Here is a 16,279-nt window from a genome sequence, read left to right on the forward strand (position 1 = left end):
GGCGCCACGGCGCTCTCTCCCTATGGACGGAAAGTCCAACAACAGGGACGGGAGGCCGGCCGGATGACTGGCTCGGGGGCAAGAAGCGCGGTGGAGTGGCTCGCCGCTGTGGCACCGGATCCCGAAGCGTGCCGGTGGGAATGGGAGCGCAACCCCCTCGGGGTGGCGCTCCTGCCCGCCGGCAAACGCTGGGACGTACTGATCCTGCCGGGGGAACTCGGCTATCCGACGCTCGATGTGCTGACCAGGCTCGTGGACCGGCCAGGGCCGGTTCTCGCGGACTTCGGCGAGGCGCGCATGGGCTTCCTCGTACCCCCGGGCACGGCGGCCCGCTGGCTCGGCACGGGCGTACGGGGAGCGGGCGAAGGCACGTGGATCGTCGTGCCGTACCCGGGGCGCACCGGCGGCGGGGTGCGCTGGCTGATCCCGCCGGACGGCTCGGGGACGCTGACCGATCCGGCGCTGCTGGAACTGGCGATGCACGAGGCGGTGGCCGGGCTCGCGGGGACGGGGGAGGAGGGGGCGGGGGAGTGAGAACGGCCTGGTGGGACGCCCCGTACCCGCCCCGGCGCGCAGACCCGCGCCGACGCCTGTGCGAAGCCCCGCGCGGACCCCGGTCCTGCCAGAGGTCTTGACAACACCAATTGGTCTGGACCATGTTGTGCGCGCCCCGCCACCCCCATTTCCCCCATGCCCGGAGGCAGTTGTGGCAGTTGTGGAACGCACGAGACGCCGTACCCCGTTCCGAAGACTGGTGGCCGTCCTCGCGACAGCCGCCCTCGCCGCCGGCGGACTCGCCGCGGCGGCGCAGACGGCGCAGGCCGCCGACACCGACATCGCGCGCAACGGCACCTTCGAAGCCGGCATCACCGGCTGGAGCTGTACGGCGGGCAGCGGCGCGGCCGTCACCACGCCCGTCCACGCGGGCAGCGGCGCGCTCAAGGCGACCCCCGCCGGCAGCGACAACGCCAAGTGCTCCCAGACCGTGACCGTCAAGCCCGGGTCCGCCTACACCCTGAGCGCGTACGTCCGGGGCAGCTACGTCTACCTCGGGGCGTCCGGGACCGGCACCACGGACGTGTCCACCTGGACCCAGTCGGCCCCCGACTGGCAGAAGCTCACCACCAGCTTCACCACCGGCCCCGGCACCACGTCGGTGACCGTCTACACCAACGGCTGGTACGGCACCGGCGCGTACTACGTGGACGACCTCAGCCTCGTCGGCCCCGGCGGCGCCCCCGTCCAGCCGCCGGCCGTGCCCACCGGCCTCAAGTCGACCGGCGTCAGCGCCTCCTCGGTCTCCCTCTCCTGGTCGGCCGTCCAGGGCGCCACCGGCTACAGCGTCTACCGGGGCGGCACCAAGGTCCTCGACACGGCCGCCACGTCGGCGACCGTCGGCGGGCTCAACCCCTCCACCGCGTACGGCTTCCAGGTGGCGGCGACCAACGCGAGCGGTGCCTCCGCGCTCTCGTCCACCGTCACGGCGACCACGTCCGCATCGGGCGGCAGCGGCGGGACCGGCGGCGGAGACCTGCCGGAGCACGCGCTCGTCGGCTATCTGCACTCCAGCTTCGCCAACGGCTCGGGCTACATCCGGATGGCGGACGTACCCGACTCGTGGGACGTGATCGACCTCGCCTTCGGCGAACCCACCTCGGTGACGTCCGGCGACATCCGCTTCAGCCTCTGCCCGGCGAGCGAATGCCCGAACGTCGAGTCGGCGGCGGACTTCAAGGCAGCCATCAAGGCCAAGCAGGCGGCGGGCAAGAAGGTCCTGATCTCCATCGGCGGCGCCAACGGCCAGGTCCAGCTGACCACGACGGCCGCGCGCGACACGTTCGTCTCGTCCGTCTCCAAGATCATTGACGAGTACGGTCTGGACGGCCTCGACATCGACTTCGAGGGCCACTCCCTCTCGCTCAACACCGGCGACACCGACTTCCGCAGTCCCACGACGCCGGTCGTCGTCAATCTGATCTCGGCGCTCAAGACGCTCAAGGCCAAGTACGGCGAGAAGTTCGTCCTGACGATGGCCCCGGAGACGTTCTTCGTCCAGCTCGGCTACCAGTTCTACGGCTCGGGCCCCTTCGGCGGCCAGGACCCGCGCGCCGGCGCCTATCTCCCGGTGATCTACGCACTGCGGGACAGCCTGACGCTGCTGCACGTCCAGGACTACAACTCGGGCCCGATCATGGGCCTCGACAACCAGTACCACACCATGGGCGCGGCGGACTTCCACATCGCGATGACCGACATGATGCTCACCGGCTTCCCGGTGGCGGGTGACACCAGCAAGATGTTCCCGGCCCTGCGCCCCGACCAGATCGCGGTCGGCCTGCCCGCCTCGGTCAACGCGGGCGGCGGCTTCACGGCGCCGGGTGAGGTGAACAAGGCACTCAACTGCCTGACGAAGAAGACCGACTGCGGCACGTACCAGACGCACGGCACCTGGCCGGGGCTGCGCGGCCTGATGACCTGGTCGGTCAACTGGGACAACTTCAACCAGCGGGAGTTCTCGAAGAACTTCGACGCGTACTTCGGCTGATCATCCGCACCACCCGCGCCAGCAGCAGGAGCAACACCCCGCACAGGGCGACACTGCCGAGGACGTCCAGCGGCCAGTGGTAGCCACGCAGCAGAAGTCCGGCGCCCGTCGCCACCGTGAGCAGCACGGCGACGGGCGCCGTTCTGCGGGCGCCGGCGAAGGGGGCGAGGACGACGGCGGCCGTCCCGTACGCGACCATCGCCGTCGCCGTATGGCCCGACGGGTAGTAGCCGGTCGCCTCGGTGAGCGGCCCCGGCCGGTCGATCCAGAGCTTGAGCGGCACGACCAGCGCGGGAACGAGCACCATCGTCACCGCGCCGGCCAGCGCCTGCCACCGGTGGCCCCGGACGAGCGCGTAGAGCAGCGCGAGGGCGAGGACGGGCAGGGCGACGGGCATGGAACCCAGATCGGCGAGGACCTCGGTGAACTGCCGTGGTCCGTGGCCCACGAGATGGAGCTCAAGCCGCTCGTCGGCCCTGCGGACGGGACCGCCGACGGCGGCGGCCCAGGTGATGAGCGCGAAGAGCACGGCGCAGCAGAGGAGGGCCGGCGGAAACAGGGGCCCGAGAAGCCGGGGCACGAGAGACGGCCGCCCTGGAGCAGGGGGGGTAGCTCCAAGACGGCCGGAAGGTTCGGCGTGCCGCTCGCCCCGGGGGGTTTGGGGCGGTCGGCCGTCCGATCCATGAGGATGCCTGGAGCCCGAAGCTCCAGTGGTGTGCGCGAAGGCACGACCAAAGCGGCGCTGGGGACGCTCCGCCCTGGGGTTGCCCGCAGTCCCCTGCGAGCGGGGTGTTTCTCTCATCTACGGAAACCGTACGGCAGGGGTGCGGGGACCGACAGCGTCACACGCATCCCGCCATCGGCCCCGCACACGTTCTTCACAGGACTCCACCACCGGCCCGGCGCCCGCCTGGCGCCGAGCCCGCCCGGAACCCGCTCAGGGCTGGCTCACAGCTCGCTCAGAGCCCGGCGAACGCCTGCTCGATGATGTCCAGGCCCTCGTTCAGCAGGTCCTCGCCGATCACCAGCGGCGGCAGGAAACGCAGCACGTTGCCGTACGTGCCACAGGTCAGCACCAGCAGCCCGGCCTGCTGACAGGCCTTCGCGAGCGCCGCCGTGGCCTCGGCCGCCGGCTCCTTCGACTCCCGGTCCTTCACCAGCTCGATCGCGATCATCGCGCCGCGGCCGCGTACGTCGCCGACGATGTCGTACTTCTCGCGCAGCGTCGCGAGCCGGGCCTTCATGATCTCCTCGATCCGGCGGGCCTTCGCCGGCAGGTCCAGCTCGCGCATCGTCTCGATGGATCCCAGCGCGGCGGCGCAGGCCACCGGGTTGCCGCCGTACGTACCGCCGAGGCCGCCCGAGTGCGCCGCGTCCATGATCTCGGCGCGCCCGGTGACGGCGGCGAGCGGCAGGCCGCCCGCGATGCCCTTCGCCGTGGTGATCAGGTCGGGGACGATGCCCTCGTCCTCGCAGGCGAACCACTGGCCGGTGCGGCAGAAGCCCGACTGGATCTCGTCGGCGACGAAGACGATCCCGTTGTCCTTCGCGAACTTCGCCAGCGCCGGCAGGAAGCCCTTCGCCGGCTCGATGAAGCCGCCCTCGCCGAGCACCGGCTCGATGATGATCGCGGCGACGTTCTCGGCGCCGATCTGCTTGCTGATCTGGTCGATGGCCTGCGCGGACGCCTCGGGGCCGCAGTTCTCGGGCCCGGTCGGCCAGCGGTAGCCGTACGCCACCGGCACCCGGTAGATCTCGGGCGCGAACGGACCGAAGCCGTTCTTGTACGGCATGTTCTTCGCGGTCAGCGCCATCGTCAGGTTGGTACGGCCGTGGTAGCCGTGGTCGAAGACGACGACCGCCTGGCGCTTGGTGTACGAGCGGGCGATCTTCACCGCGTTCTCGACGGCCTCGGCGCCCGAGTTGAACAGGGCGGACTTCTTGGCGTGGTCGCCGGGGGTCAGCTCGGCGAGCTGCTCGCAGACGGCGACGTACCCCTCGTACGGGGTGATCATGAAACAGGTGTGGGTGAAGTCGGCGAGCTGGGCGGTGGCCCGGCGCACGACGGCCTCGGCGCTGGCCCCCACCGTCGTCACGGCGATGCCGGAGCCGAAGTCGATGAACCGGTTGCCGTCCACGTCCTCCAGCACCCCGCCACCGGCGCGGGCGGCGAAGACGGGCATCGTGGACCCCACCCCGCCGGCCACCGTGGCCGTACGGCGCGCCTGCAACTCCAGCGACTTGGGACCGGGGACGGCGGTGACGAGACGGCGCTCCTGCGGGATTGCGGTCATGAGGGGCTCCTGAGGGGTGCTTCGGTTGCCTGTCTGGGGGCTCGGGTTGCCTTTCTTCGCAGGCTAGATGCGGGGGAGCGGAGCGGTCATGCTCCGATCGGTAGTGGTGCGCGCGTGTCGTTGTCCGCCGCGTACAGTCGGTCGGCGGCGCGTTCGCGGCCGGTCGGCGGCCGGTCGGTGCTCGGGCACCGGCGCGTCGGCGGCCGGTCGGCGCGGGAGTTCGGTAACACCCCCGTACGCGTGGGACGGTGAACTACCCGTGCGAGGGCACTAGATTGACGGTGGCACAGAGCGGACCTGGCTGGTCAGGGGGCAGGGGTTCATGAACACCGACGGCACGCACGACCCGCGGGGCGGCGCGCGCGACTCACGCGACACTCGCGCCACTCCCGTGCCCCGGCCGGCGGGCCCGCCGGGACCGTCGTACGCGGGGCCTCCGGCGGGACCACCTGCGGGGCCACCGCCCATGCCACGCTCGGCCCCGTTCGGCACGCCCCCGGCCCCGGAGCACGCCCCGGCCACGGGCCCGACGCTCCGCGACTGGCTGCACATGCCACGCCTCTCGGACGCCCCGGGCACATGGACGTACGGCCACCGGCCGAGGCCGGCGGTGGAACCGGAGCGGACGCCGCTGCGGCAGCTGGTGAGCGGCGCGCTGATCTCGCTGCTCGTGGGTGTGCTGCTCTGGTCACTGCTCTGGAACCGCTACCTGGGCAGCTTCTGGCTCTGGCCGCTGGTCGTCTTCACCCCCGACTCGTGGTGGGACGGCAGCAGCACATCCGTCGCACCCGCCGCCGCCTGGATCTACTACGCGCTCGTCATCGGCATCCTCGCCGTCGTCTTCGGACGCCTCGGCCGCTGGCCGGAACTCGCCAAGCGCGTCCTCGGACACCGCGCCGACACCCCGCCGCCCGTCGTCGCCGCGCCGCCGCCCGGGCCCGAGGACGACCTCGCCGAGTGGCCCGAGCTGCGGGCAGCTGGCCTGGGCGACAGCGCGGCGCGGCTCGCCGCCGAGGTGCGCGAGGGCCGGATGAACGACGTCGACTACGTCCGTATCCGGCGCGCCTGGCACTCCGTGCGGGTCGACCCGACCCGGCTGCCCGCGTTCACCGACGCCGTACGGACCGGCGGCGCCGCCGCCTGCGTCCATCCGTCCGGCAAGCGCGACCTGCCCGTCAGGGCGGCGCGGCACGATCTGTTCGTCCGGCAGGTCAGGCTCGGCACCGTCCAGGACGGCGAGCGCAACCCTTACGGCAGGCGGGGCACCGGCATCGCGCTGGAACCCCAGCTCCTCGGGACCTCGCTGCTCGCCGTCGGTCCGCCGGGAGCGGGCAAGACACAGGCCCTGGTCAGGCCCGTCGTCGAATCGCTGGCCCTCCAGGCGCTCGCCGGGCAGGCCGCCGTCGTCGCCGTGTGCGCCACCGGCACCCCGCTCGGGCCCGACGACGCGTACGACGTGGTGGTCAAGCTCGGCGACCCGCAGTCCGTGTACGACCTCGACCTGTACGGCGGCACCAACGACCCCGACGAGGCGGCGTCCGTCCTCGCCGAAGGGCTCGTCGGCGACCTCACCGACACCGACAGCAGGCGGGCCACCACCGTGCTCGCGCAGCTGCTCGGCCCGTTCCGCGCCGCGTACGGCCGGCTGCCCGCCGTCCCCGAACTGCGCGAACTGCTCGACGGGGTGCCGACGGCGATCGCCACGCTCCGCGAAGCCCTCGAAGCCGACGGGCACCACGCCATGCGCCGGGAGCTCGAAGGACGCGAGCGGCAGGCAGGCGCGCCCGGGGACCCCGGCCGTGCGCTCGCCGACCGGATCGCGCTGCTCGACCGGCCCGCCTTCGCCGGATTCTTCGACACCAGCGGCCGGACCAGGCCGTTCTCGCTGCGCGCCCTGGAACACCCGCTGCGGGTCCGTATCGACCTGCCGGAGCGCGGGCACGCCGAGGCGTCGCGGCTGCTGGCCCGGCTGGTGCTCGCCCAGTTCACCGCGAACGCGGCGGTCAGGGCCGACCACTCGCTGTTCGCCTGTCTCGTCCTCGACGACGCGACCCGCACCCTCACCCCCGAGACGCTACGCGGCGTGCAGCGGCTGCGGTCCGTCAACGCCGGGGCCGTACTCACCCTGCGCACGCTCGACGACGTACCGGAGACGCTGCACACGGCGCTGCTCGGCGCCGTCGGCTGCCGGATGGCCTTCGCCGGCATCACGACGTGGGACGGCAAGCGGTTCGCCGAGGCATGGGGCACGGAGTGGGTGGAGACCCGCGACGTCACGCAGCGCACGGTCTTCGCCGACCAGCCGCTGACCCGCGCCATCCACTCCTTCCGGAAGCTGGTCAGCGGCAAGGCGGTGACCACGGAGGGCGTGACCGTCCGGCAGGTCGAGCGCGAGCGGTGGTCGGCCTCCGACCTGGCGCACGCGGTGCCGGCGGGGCACGCGGTGCTGTCGCTGCGGACGGTCGATGGCGAGCACGCGCCACCGCTGCTGGTGGATTTGCGGCACTGAGACCGGGACGGGCTTCGGACAACCTGGCAGAATCGGCAGTGGCCGTTCATACGGGACGGCCAGATTGGTCTGACGACTTCTCCGTCTCCACCCGCCCGCTGCTGAAAGCCCTACGGTTCCGCCATGCCGCCCACGCTCGCATCGCTCGTCCAGCACTCGGCGCTCAAGCTCACCGTGCGCGCCGGGGAGGACCGGCTGCAGACCCCTGTGCGCTGGGTGCACGCCAGCGAGCTGGCCGACCCCGTGCCGTACATGGAGGGCGGGGAGCTGCTGCTCGTCACGGCGACCACTCTCGACGCCGAGGACCCCGCCGCGATGCGGCGCTACGTACGGCGGCTGGTCGGCGCCGGGGTGGCCGGGCTCGGCTTCGCCGTCGGCGTCAACTACGAGGACATCCCGGACGCGCTGGTCGAGGCGGCGCGCAGCGAGGGGCTGCCGCTGCTCGGCGTCCCCCGGCGCACGGCGTTCCTGGCGATCAGCAAGGCGGTCTCGCAGGCGATCGCCGCTGACCAGTACCACGCGGTGAGCGCCGGCTTCGAGATCCAGCGCGAGCTGACGAACGCCGCGCTCACCGAAGGCCCGGCGGCGCTGCTGGCCCGGCTCGCCGCGCACGTCGACGGCTGGGCGGCGCTGTACGACACGTCGGGCGCCGTCGTCGCCGCAGCCCCCGAGTGGGCGGCCAGACGGGCCGCCCGGCTGACCTCCGACGTGGCCAGGCTGGGGGAGCGGCCCGCCCCCGCGTCCCAGGTGGTCGGCGGCGACGCCGTCGACACGGACGACCGGGTGGAACTCCAGTCCCTGGGCACCGGGCGCCGCGTACGGGGCGTGCTGGCCGTCGGCACGGCGGCGGCGCCCGGCACGGCCGAGCGGTACGCGGTCCACTCGGCGGTCGCCCTGCTGACCCTCACCACGGAACGCTCCCGCGCCTTGCAGGAGGCCGAGCAGCGACTCGGCGCCGCCGTGCTGCGCATGCTGCTCTCCGGCCAGCCGGACCACGCGCGCGCCGTGGCCGGCGACCTGTACGGGGAGCTGCTGGACGCGCCGTTCCGGCTGCTGGTCGCGGAGAGCGCGGACGCCGCGGCGGGACAGGACCGGGAGACCGACCACCCGCTGGAAGTACTGGCCGAAGCCCTGGAAGCCACCGCCTCACGCGCGGCCGAGGCGATCCTGGTCGTGCCGGAAGGCGACGAACGCTTGGTCGTCCTGGCCGTCGACGGCGGCCCGGTGGTCACGGCCGCCGTGGCGTACGCTGCGCGCGAGTCGGAAGAGGCCGGAGTGGCCATCGGCCTCTCGGCCCCGACGGGCCCCATCGCAGCGGCCGGCGCGTACAAGCAGGCCGAACAGGCCCTCTCGGTCGCCCGCCGCCGTGGCCGCGCCCTGGTCGAACACGAGGAACTGGCGGCGGGCTCGATCCTCCCCCTCCTCGCCGACGACGCGGTGCGCGCCTTCGCCGACGGCATGCTGCGCCCGCTGTACGAACACGACGCGAAGGGCCGCGGCGACCTGGCGGCGTCGCTGCGCGCCTGGCTGTCCCACCACGGCCAGTGGGACGCGGCGGCGGCGGACCTGGGGGTGCATCGTCATACGCTGCGCTACCGGATGCGGCGGGTGGAGGAGATTCTGGGGCGCTCGCTGGACGATCCGGATGTCCGGATGGAACTGTGGCTGGCCCTGAAGACGGCGGAGCCGTCGCCGTCGTAGCGCTCCGCGTCGCCTGCGGCGAGCTTGTTCCCCAGCCCCGCCCCTTCACGAACCCGGGGCAGGCCCCGGACCCCGGTCCGGCCTGCCGGCCGCGCGGCGGGCGCGGCGCCGGGGCGTCGTCCCTGCGTCCCGCCCCGCCGCACCGGGCGCAGCCCAAGCGGCTGGGGGTCCGGGGGTCCGGGGGCTTGCCCCCGGTTTCGGGAAGGGGCGGGACTGGGGAACGGCGCCGCAGGCAACGCCCCAAGCACACCCGCCGGCACACATACAAACCGTCGCGTCCCCCCACCGCCACCACTCCACCCCGGACAAACGACCTCCCACCCCCTCCCCCCTACCGTGGTGCGAGACAGCTCCACCCCACCGTTCTGAAGGGCCGGGACTCGCCATGACCTCCACCCACGCCTTCTGGCTCGCCGGCCGCCAGGCCACCGGGCAGGACACCTTCGACGTCACCTCCCCCTGGGACGGCCGGCTCGTCGGGACCGTCGCCGTGCCGACCGACGCGCAGGTCGAGGAGGCCGTCGCCGCCGCGCACGGGGTGGTCGGCGAGTTCGCCGCCACGCCCGCGCACGTACGCGCCGCCGCCCTCGACCACGTGTCGCGTCGGCTCGTCGAGCGGACCGAGGAGATCGCCCGGCTGATCTCCGACGAGAATGGCAAGCCCATGAAGTGGGCCAGGGGCGAGGTCGGGCGGGCCGTGTCCGTGTTCCGGTTCGCCGCCGAGGAGGCCCGCCGGTTCAACGGGGGTGAGGCGCAGCGCCTCGACACCGATGCCGGCGGCGCGGGGCGGCTCGCGCTGACGCGGCGTTTCCCCAAGGGCGTCGTCCTCGGCATCGCGCCGTTCAACTTCCCGCTCAACCTGTGCGCGCACAAGATCGCCCCGGCCATCGCCGTCGGGTCGCCGATCATCCTCAAGCCCGCCCCAGCGACCCCGCTGTCCGGGCTGCTCATCGGGGAGCTGCTCGCCGAGACCGAGCTGCCCGCCGGGTCCTGGTCGGTGCTGCCCGTGGCGAACGACCGGATGCCCGCGCTCGTCCAGGACGAGCGGCTGCCGGTGATCTCGTTCACCGGTTCCGACAAGGTCGGCTTCGCGATCATGGACTCCGTCCCGCGCAAGCACCTCACCCTCGAACTCGGCGGCAACGGCGCGGCCGTCGTCCTCGCCGACTACGCGAGCGAGCAGGACCTGGACTGGGCCGCGAGCCGGATCGCCACGTTCTCGAACTACCAGGGCGGCCAGTCCTGCATCTCCGTGCAGCGGGTCATCGCCGACGCCTCGGTGTACGACCGGCTCGTGCCGAAGATCGTCGCCGCGGTCGGGGCGCAGGTCACCGGTGACCCCGCCGACGACGCCACGGACGTGGGCCCGCTCGTCAGCGAGGACGCGGCCAAGCGGGTCGAGGCGTGGGTGGACGAGGCCGTACGGGGCGGGGCGCGGCTGCTGGCCGGCGGGAAGCGGGACGGCGCCTCGTACGCGCCCACCGTGCTCGCCGACGTCCCCGGCGACGTGACCATCTCCTGCGAGGAGGTCTTCGGGCCCGTACTGACCCTGCGGCGCGTCGACGGCGAGAGCGAGGCGTTCGACGCCGTCAACGACTCGAAGTACGGCCTCCAGGCGGGCGTGTTCACGCACGACGTGCAGGCCGCCTTCCGCGCGCACCGCACTCTGGAGGTCGGCGGCGTGATCATCGGCGACGTCCCCTCGTACCGCGCGGACCAGATGCCGTACGGCGGCGCCAAGATGTCCGGCGTCGGCCGCGAGGGCGTGCGGTTCGCGATGGACGACTACACGTACGAGCGGGTCATGGTATTGACGGGCCTCGCCCTGTAGCGCTGCCGGGGCCGCATTGATTGGTCGGCCCACGACTGGTGCGGGTGCGGGGAATCGGGTAGATACGGACGAGTAGTACCGGCCGGTACGCAGTGTCGCACCCGACTTCGTGGCGAGGTGAGTTCTGATGTCCGCCCCATCCACCGCATCCGCACCCCAGGGCCAGCCCAAGGTCTCCGAGCGTGAGGCACGGCAGGTCGCCGAGGAAGCCCGTGAGCAGGGCTGGCGCAAGCCCAGCTTCGCCAAGGAGATGTTCCTCGGCCGCTTCCGCCTCGACCTCATCCATCCGCACCCGATGCCCGCACAGGAGGACGTACGGCGCGGTGAGGCGTTCCTGGCCAAGCTGCGGACGTTCTGCGAGGAGAAGGTCGACGGCGCGCTCATCGAGCGCGAGGCCAAGATCCCGGACGAGGTCATCAACGGCCTCAAGGAACTCGGCGCGCTCGGCATGAAGATCGACACCAAGTACGGCGGTCTCGGTCTCACCCAGGTGTACTACAACAAGGCCCTGGCGCTGGTCGGCTCGGCGAACCCCGCGATCGGCGCGCTGCTCTCCGCGCATCAGTCGATCGGCGTACCGCAGCCGCTCAAACAGTTCGGCAGCCAGGAGCAGAAGGACGCCTTCCTGCCGAGGCTGGCCCGCACGGACATCTCGGCCTTCCTGCTGACCGAGCCCGACGTCGGCTCGGACCCGGCCAGGCTGGCGACGTCCGCCGTCCCGGACGGCGACGACTACGTGCTGGACGGCGTCAAGCTGTGGACGACCAACGGCGTCGTCGCCGACCTGCTCGTGGTGATGGCGCGGGTGCCGAAGTCCAAGGGCCACAAGGGCGGTATCTCGGCGTTCATCGTCGAGGCGGACTCGCCGGGCATCACGGTCGAGCACCGCAACGCGTTCATGGGCCTGCGCGGCCTGGAGAACGGCGTGACCCGCTTCCACCAGGTCCGGGTCCCCGCGGCGAACCGGATCGGCCCCGAGGGCGCCGGTCTCAAGATCGCCCTGACGACGCTGAACACCGGGCGGCTCTCGCTGCCCGCGATGTGCGTCGGCTCGGGCAAGTGGTGTCTGAAGATCGCCCGCGAGTGGTCCGCCGAGCGTGAGCAGTGGGGCAGGCCCGTCGCCAAGCACGAGGCGGTGGGCGAGAAGATCTCCTTCATCGCGGCGACGACGTTCGCGCTGGAGGCCGTGGTCGACCTGTCGTCGCAGATGGCCGACGAGAACCGCAACGACATCCGTATCGAGGCGGCCCTGGCCAAGCTGTACGGCTCCGAGATGGGCTGGCGGATGGCCGACGAGCTGGTCCAGATCCGCGGTGGCCGCGGCTTCGAGACGGCCGACTCGCTGGCGGCCCGCGGCGAACGCCCCGTGCCCGCCGAGCAGATGCTCCGCGACATGCGGATCAACCGCATCTTCGAAGGCTCGACGGAGATCATGCACCTGCTGATCGCCCGCGAGGCCGTCGACGCCCACCTCGCGGTGGCCGGCGACATCATCGACCCGGACAAGTCCCTCTCCGACAAGGCGAAGGCGGGCGCGCAGGCGGGCAAGTTCTACGCCCGCTGGCTGCCGAAGCTGGTTGCCGGCCCGGGTCAACTGCCCAACTCGTACGGCGAGTTCCACCACGCCGGCCACCCCGACCTGGCGGCGCACCTGCGCTACGTGGAACGCGGCTCCCGCAAACTGGCCCGCTCCACCTTCTACGCCATGTCGCGCTGGCAGGGCCGGATGGAGACCAAGCAGGGCTTCCTCGGCCGGATCGTCGACATCGGCGCCGAACTGTTCGCGATGAGCGCCGCCTGCGTACGGGCCGAACTGCTCCGCACGAGCGGCGACCACGGCCGCGAGGCGTACCAACTGGCCGACGCCTTCTGCCGGCAGTCCAGGATCCGCGTCGAGGAGCTGTTCGGCCGCCTGTGGTCCAACACGGACGACATCGACCACAAGGTCGTGGACGGCGTCCTGTCCGGCACGTACACCTGGCTGGAGGAGGGCGTCGTCGACGCGAGCGGCGAAGGCCCCTGGATCGCCGACGCGACCCCGGGCCCCTCCAAGCGCGACAACGTCCACCGCCCGATCAAGTAGCCACCCGGGCAACCCGATCAGACGCCCGCGCGGGATCCGTTCCCGCGCGGGCGCCGTACGTGGCAGTGACGACCCTGAGCACGACCGCATAACCTGCTCCGCGTGATGACCGCCGACGACGTGCTGTCCCTGCTCGCGCTGATCCGGGGCGCCGGTGCCGACGTGTGGACGGCGGGGGGTTGGGGTGTGGACGCCCTGGTGGGGGAGCAGAGCCGGGGGCATCGGGATCTGGATCTCGTGCACCGGGTGGAGCAGGAGCACGCGTTGCTGGACGCGCTCGCCGGGGCCGGGTTCGCGCCGACGCTGGACGCGCGGCCCCTGCGGTTCGTGTACGCACATCCGGACGGGCGGGAGATCGATCTGCATCCGCTCGTCTTCGCCCCCGACGGCTCAGCGACCCAGTCGTCCCCCGATCCCGCCGAGCCCTTCCGGTATCCGGCGGACTGCTTCACCACCGGGACGATCGGCGGGGCCGTCGTCCCGTGTCTCTCCGCCGCGCAGCAGGTCTACTTCCACCAGGGGTACGAACCGGCCGACCGCGACCGGCACGACATGGCCCTGCTGAGGGCGAAATTCGGCATCGCGACCCACTTCTGACCGGGCGCGCTGTCCCCGGACACAGTTGATGGGGCAAGAATGGGGTCCATGAGCGACAGCCCAGCCCCTCTCGCGGACCCCCACCTCGCCTTCGATCCGGCCGAAGGCCGCCGGGACATCGTCGTCCTCGGCTCCACCGGGTCCATCGGTACCCAGGCCATCGACCTGATCCTGCGCAATCCCGACCGTTTCCGGGTCACCGCGCTGTCCGCCGCCGGCGGCAGGGTGGCCCTGCTCGCCGAGCAGGCGCGGCAGCTGCGGGTGCGCACGGTCGCCGTGGCGCGCCCGGACACGGTTCCCGTGCTCCGGGAGGCGCTGCGGGCCGAGTACGGGCCCGGCGAGGCGCTTCCCGAGATCCTCGCGGGGCTCGAGGCGGCCACCGAACTGGCCGCCTCCGACTGTCACACCGTGCTGAACGGCATCACCGGTTCCATCGGCCTCGCGCCGACCCTCGCCGCCCTCGAAGCCGGCCGCACCCTCGCCCTCGCCAACAAGGAATCGCTGATCGTCGGCGGTCCGCTGGTCAAGGCCGCCGCCGCGCCCGGGCAGATCATCCCGGTCGACTCCGAGCACGCCGCGCTGTTCCAGGCACTGGCCGCCGGCACCCGCGCCGATGTGCGCAAGCTCATCGTCACCGCCTCCGGCGGCCCCTTCCGCGGCCGTACCCGCGCCGAACTCGACGATGTCACCCGCGAGGACGCCCTCGCCCACCCCACCTGGGCCATGGGCCCCGTCATCACGATCAACTCGGCGACCCTCGTCAACAAGGGCCTCGAAGTGATCGAGGCCCATTTGCTGTACGACATCCCCTTCGAACGCATCGAGGTTGTCGTACACCCCCAGTCGTACGTTCACTCGATGGTGGAGTTCAGCGACGGCTCGACCCTCGCGCAGGCCACTCCGCCCGACATGCACGGCCCGATCGCCATCGGACTCGGCTGGCCGGAGCGGGTGCCGGACGCGGCGCCCGCCTTCGACTGGACCAAGGCGTCGTCCTGGGAGTTCTTCCCGCTCGACACCGAGGCGTTCCCCTCCGTGGGACTCGCCCGGCACGTCGGAGCGCTGGGCGGCACGGCTCCCGCCGTGTTCAACGCCGCCAACGAGGAGTGTGTGGACGCGTTCCTGTCGGGTCGGCTGCCGTTCAACGGCATCATGGATACCGTCACCGAAGTCGTCGCCGAGCACGGGAGCCCCGGCAAGGGAACCCCGCTCACTGTCGGTGACGTCCTGGAAGCTGAGACCTGGGCACGGGCCCGGGCCCGGGAACTGGCAGTGAAGGCAACAGCGGAGGCTCGCGCATGACGATCCTGTTGACGGTCCTTGGCATAGTCATTTTCGCCGTGGGGCTGCTCTTCTCCATCGCCTTCCACGAGATGGGCCATCTCTCGACGGCCAAGATGTTCGGCATCCGGGTGCCCCAGTACATGGTGGGATTCGGGCCGACGATCTGGTCGAAGAGGAAGAACGACACGGAGTACGGGATCAAGGCGATCCCGCTCGGCGGCTACATCCGCATGATCGGGATGTTCCCGCCGGGCGCCGACGGCCGGATCGAGTCCCGGTCCACCTCGCCCTGGCGCAGCATGGTCGAGGACGCGCGCTCCGCCGCGTTCGAGGAACTGCAGCCCGGTGACGAGAAGCTGCTGTTCTACACGCGCAAGCCCTGGAAGCGCGTCATCGTGATGTTCGCAGGGCCGTTCATGAACCTGATCCTCGCCGTCGCGATCTTCCTCGGCGTGGCGATGTCGTACGGCTTCCAGACGCAGACCACCGACGTCGCCGCCGTCCAGCAGTGCGTCATCTCACAGAGCGCGAAGCGCCAGACCTGTGAGAAGGGCGACCCGGTCTCGCCGGCCAAGGCCGCGGGACTGAAGCAGGGCGACAAGATCGTCGCCTTCAACGGCCGGAAGGTCGCGGACTGGAGCACGCTCTCCGACCTGATCCGCAAGACGATCGGCCCCGCCACCATCACCGTCCAGCGCGACGGCTCGGAGCAGGTGCTGCACGCCAAGCTGCTCAGCAACACCGTCCTGAAGAAGGACTCCAACGGCGATGTCGTGCAGGACAAGTACGTACCCGCCGGCTACCTCGGCTTCGCCGCCTCCACCAAGATCGTCCCGCTGACCTTCTCGCAGTCCGTCGACCGCATGGGCACCATGATCGAGGACAGTGCCAAGCGGATCGTCGACCTGCCGTCCGAGATCCCCGCGCTGTGGCGCGCGGCCTTCGACGGCGGTGAGCGCAAGGCGGACTCGCCGGTCGGCGTGGTCGGCGCCGCCCGGATCGGCGGCGAGGTGATGACGCTGCACGTGCCGGCGCAGAGCCAGATCGCGATGCTGCTGTTCCTGCTCGCCGGGTTCAACCTCTCGCTGTTCCTCTTCAACATGCTGCCGCTGCTGCCGCTCGACGGCGGGCACATCGCGGGGGCGCTGTGGGAGGCGCTGCGGCGCAACGTGGCGCGGGTCTTCAGCCGGCCCGACCCGGGCCCCTTCGACGTGGCGAAGCTCATGCCGGTCGCCTATGTGGTGGCGGGGCTGTTCATCTGCTTCACGGCGCTCGTCTTCATCGCCGACGTGGTCAACCCGGTAAAGATCAGCTGAATCATTCGATTCGGGGTAATCTTCCCGTTTTGCAGCGGCCGGACACTTTTTGTGTCCGGCCGCTTACTTTTGAGTGGACTCTTCGTAGCGGTGTGCCCGTTCGACGCGCGGTGGCGTAA

At 71.7% G+C, this 16,279-nt stretch carries 11 protein-coding genes; 9 read left to right on the forward strand and 2 right to left on the reverse strand.

The window, feature by feature from the left end; all coding sequences use genetic code 11:
* Positions 1 to 63: 63 nt before the first annotated feature.
* Together OHS57_RS27815 and OHS57_RS27820 are read left to right on the forward strand one after the other, a co-directional pair.
* Positions 64 to 534 (forward strand): hypothetical protein, encoded by a 471-nt coding sequence (locus OHS57_RS27815; protein WP_041983835.1) that lies wholly within the window; start codon positions 64 to 66, stop codon positions 532 to 534.
* A gap of 181 nt (positions 535 to 715) precedes the next feature.
* Entirely contained in the window at positions 716 to 2,545 is a 1,830-nt protein-coding gene (locus tag OHS57_RS27820; protein ID WP_328585185.1) for a chitinase, read from the forward strand.
* Here the strand turns inward: OHS57_RS27820 and OHS57_RS27825 are convergent.
* Both OHS57_RS27825 and gabT read right to left on the reverse strand, forming a co-directional pair.
* On the reverse strand, positions 2,499 to 3,074 hold the full coding sequence (locus OHS57_RS27825; RefSeq protein ID WP_328583668.1) for a phosphatase PAP2 family protein: 576 nt from the start codon (positions 3,072 to 3,074) through the stop codon (positions 2,499 to 2,501). The two genes, OHS57_RS27820 and OHS57_RS27825, sit on opposite strands and share 47 nt — an antisense overlap.
* Positions 3,075 to 3,504: 430 nt before the next feature.
* Complete coding sequence (gene gabT / locus OHS57_RS27830) at positions 3,505 to 4,839, reverse strand: 4-aminobutyrate--2-oxoglutarate transaminase (protein WP_328583669.1); 1,335 nt, start codon at positions 4,837 to 4,839, stop codon at positions 3,505 to 3,507.
* Between the two features lie 322 nt (positions 4,840 to 5,161).
* Between gabT and OHS57_RS27835 the strand changes: the two genes are divergently transcribed.
* From OHS57_RS27835 to OHS57_RS27865, 7 genes are all read left to right on the forward strand, one after another.
* Positions 5,162 to 7,348 (forward strand): ATP-binding protein, encoded by a 2,187-nt coding sequence (locus OHS57_RS27835; protein ID WP_443042982.1) that lies wholly within the window; start codon positions 5,162 to 5,164, stop codon positions 7,346 to 7,348.
* A gap of 123 nt (positions 7,349 to 7,471) precedes the next feature.
* Positions 7,472 to 9,049: a PucR family transcriptional regulator gene (locus OHS57_RS27840; protein ID WP_328583671.1), complete on the forward strand. Its 1,578-nt coding sequence runs from the start codon at positions 7,472 to 7,474 to the stop codon at positions 9,047 to 9,049.
* 385 nt (positions 9,050 to 9,434) lie between these two features.
* Positions 9,435 to 10,880 (forward strand): aldehyde dehydrogenase family protein, encoded by a 1,446-nt coding sequence (locus OHS57_RS27845; protein WP_328583672.1) that lies wholly within the window; start codon positions 9,435 to 9,437, stop codon positions 10,878 to 10,880.
* A gap of 127 nt (positions 10,881 to 11,007) precedes the next feature.
* A complete protein-coding gene (locus tag OHS57_RS27850; protein WP_328583673.1) occupies positions 11,008 to 12,963 on the forward strand; it encodes an acyl-CoA dehydrogenase family protein in 1,956 nt (651 codons plus the stop codon).
* A 105-nt stretch (positions 12,964 to 13,068) separates the two neighbouring features.
* Positions 13,069 to 13,560 carry a nucleotidyltransferase domain-containing protein gene (locus OHS57_RS27855; RefSeq protein ID WP_328583674.1) on the forward strand — a complete coding sequence of 164 codons (492 nt, stop codon included), beginning with the start codon at positions 13,069 to 13,071 and terminating at the stop codon, positions 13,558 to 13,560.
* A gap of 48 nt (positions 13,561 to 13,608) precedes the next feature.
* Positions 13,609 to 14,862: a 1-deoxy-D-xylulose-5-phosphate reductoisomerase gene (dxr, locus tag OHS57_RS27860; protein WP_328583675.1), complete on the forward strand. Its 1,254-nt coding sequence runs from the start codon at positions 13,609 to 13,611 to the stop codon at positions 14,860 to 14,862.
* Entirely contained in the window at positions 14,859 to 16,160 is a 1,302-nt protein-coding gene (locus OHS57_RS27865) for a M50 family metallopeptidase (RefSeq protein WP_328583676.1), read from the forward strand. The genes dxr and OHS57_RS27865 overlap by 4 nt, the downstream gene beginning before the upstream one ends.
* Positions 16,161 to 16,279 lie beyond the last annotated feature (119 nt).

Origin of the sequence: Streptomyces sp. NBC_00370, assembly GCF_036084755.1 — a bacterium.
In the GTDB taxonomy this organism is placed as follows: domain Bacteria; phylum Actinomycetota; class Actinomycetes; order Streptomycetales; family Streptomycetaceae; genus Streptomyces.

What these genes read in the sequence shown, in the direction of transcription:
- OHS57_RS27865 (WP_328583676.1), top strand. Translation starts at nt 14,859, where the DNA reads ATGACGATCCTGTTGACGGTCCTTGGCATAGTCATTTTCGCCGTGGGG.
- dxr (WP_328583675.1), top strand. Translation starts at nt 13,609, where the DNA reads ATGAGCGACAGCCCAGCCCCTCTCGCGGACCCCCACCTCGCCTTCGAT.
- OHS57_RS27850 (WP_328583673.1), top strand. Translation starts at nt 11,008, where the DNA reads ATGTCCGCCCCATCCACCGCATCCGCACCCCAGGGCCAGCCCAAGGTC.
- OHS57_RS27835 (WP_443042982.1), top strand. Translation starts at nt 5,162, where the DNA reads ATGAACACCGACGGCACGCACGACCCGCGGGGCGGCGCGCGCGACTCA.
- gabT (WP_328583669.1), bottom strand. Translation starts at nt 4,839, where the DNA reads ATGACCGCAATCCCGCAGGAGCGCCGTCTCGTCACCGCCGTCCCCGGT.
- OHS57_RS27815 (WP_041983835.1), top strand. Translation starts at nt 64, where the DNA reads ATGACTGGCTCGGGGGCAAGAAGCGCGGTGGAGTGGCTCGCCGCTGTG.
- OHS57_RS27840 (WP_328583671.1), top strand. Translation starts at nt 7,472, where the DNA reads ATGCCGCCCACGCTCGCATCGCTCGTCCAGCACTCGGCGCTCAAGCTC.
- OHS57_RS27845 (WP_328583672.1), top strand. Translation starts at nt 9,435, where the DNA reads ATGACCTCCACCCACGCCTTCTGGCTCGCCGGCCGCCAGGCCACCGGG.
- OHS57_RS27855 (WP_328583674.1), top strand. Translation starts at nt 13,069, where the DNA reads ATGACCGCCGACGACGTGCTGTCCCTGCTCGCGCTGATCCGGGGCGCC.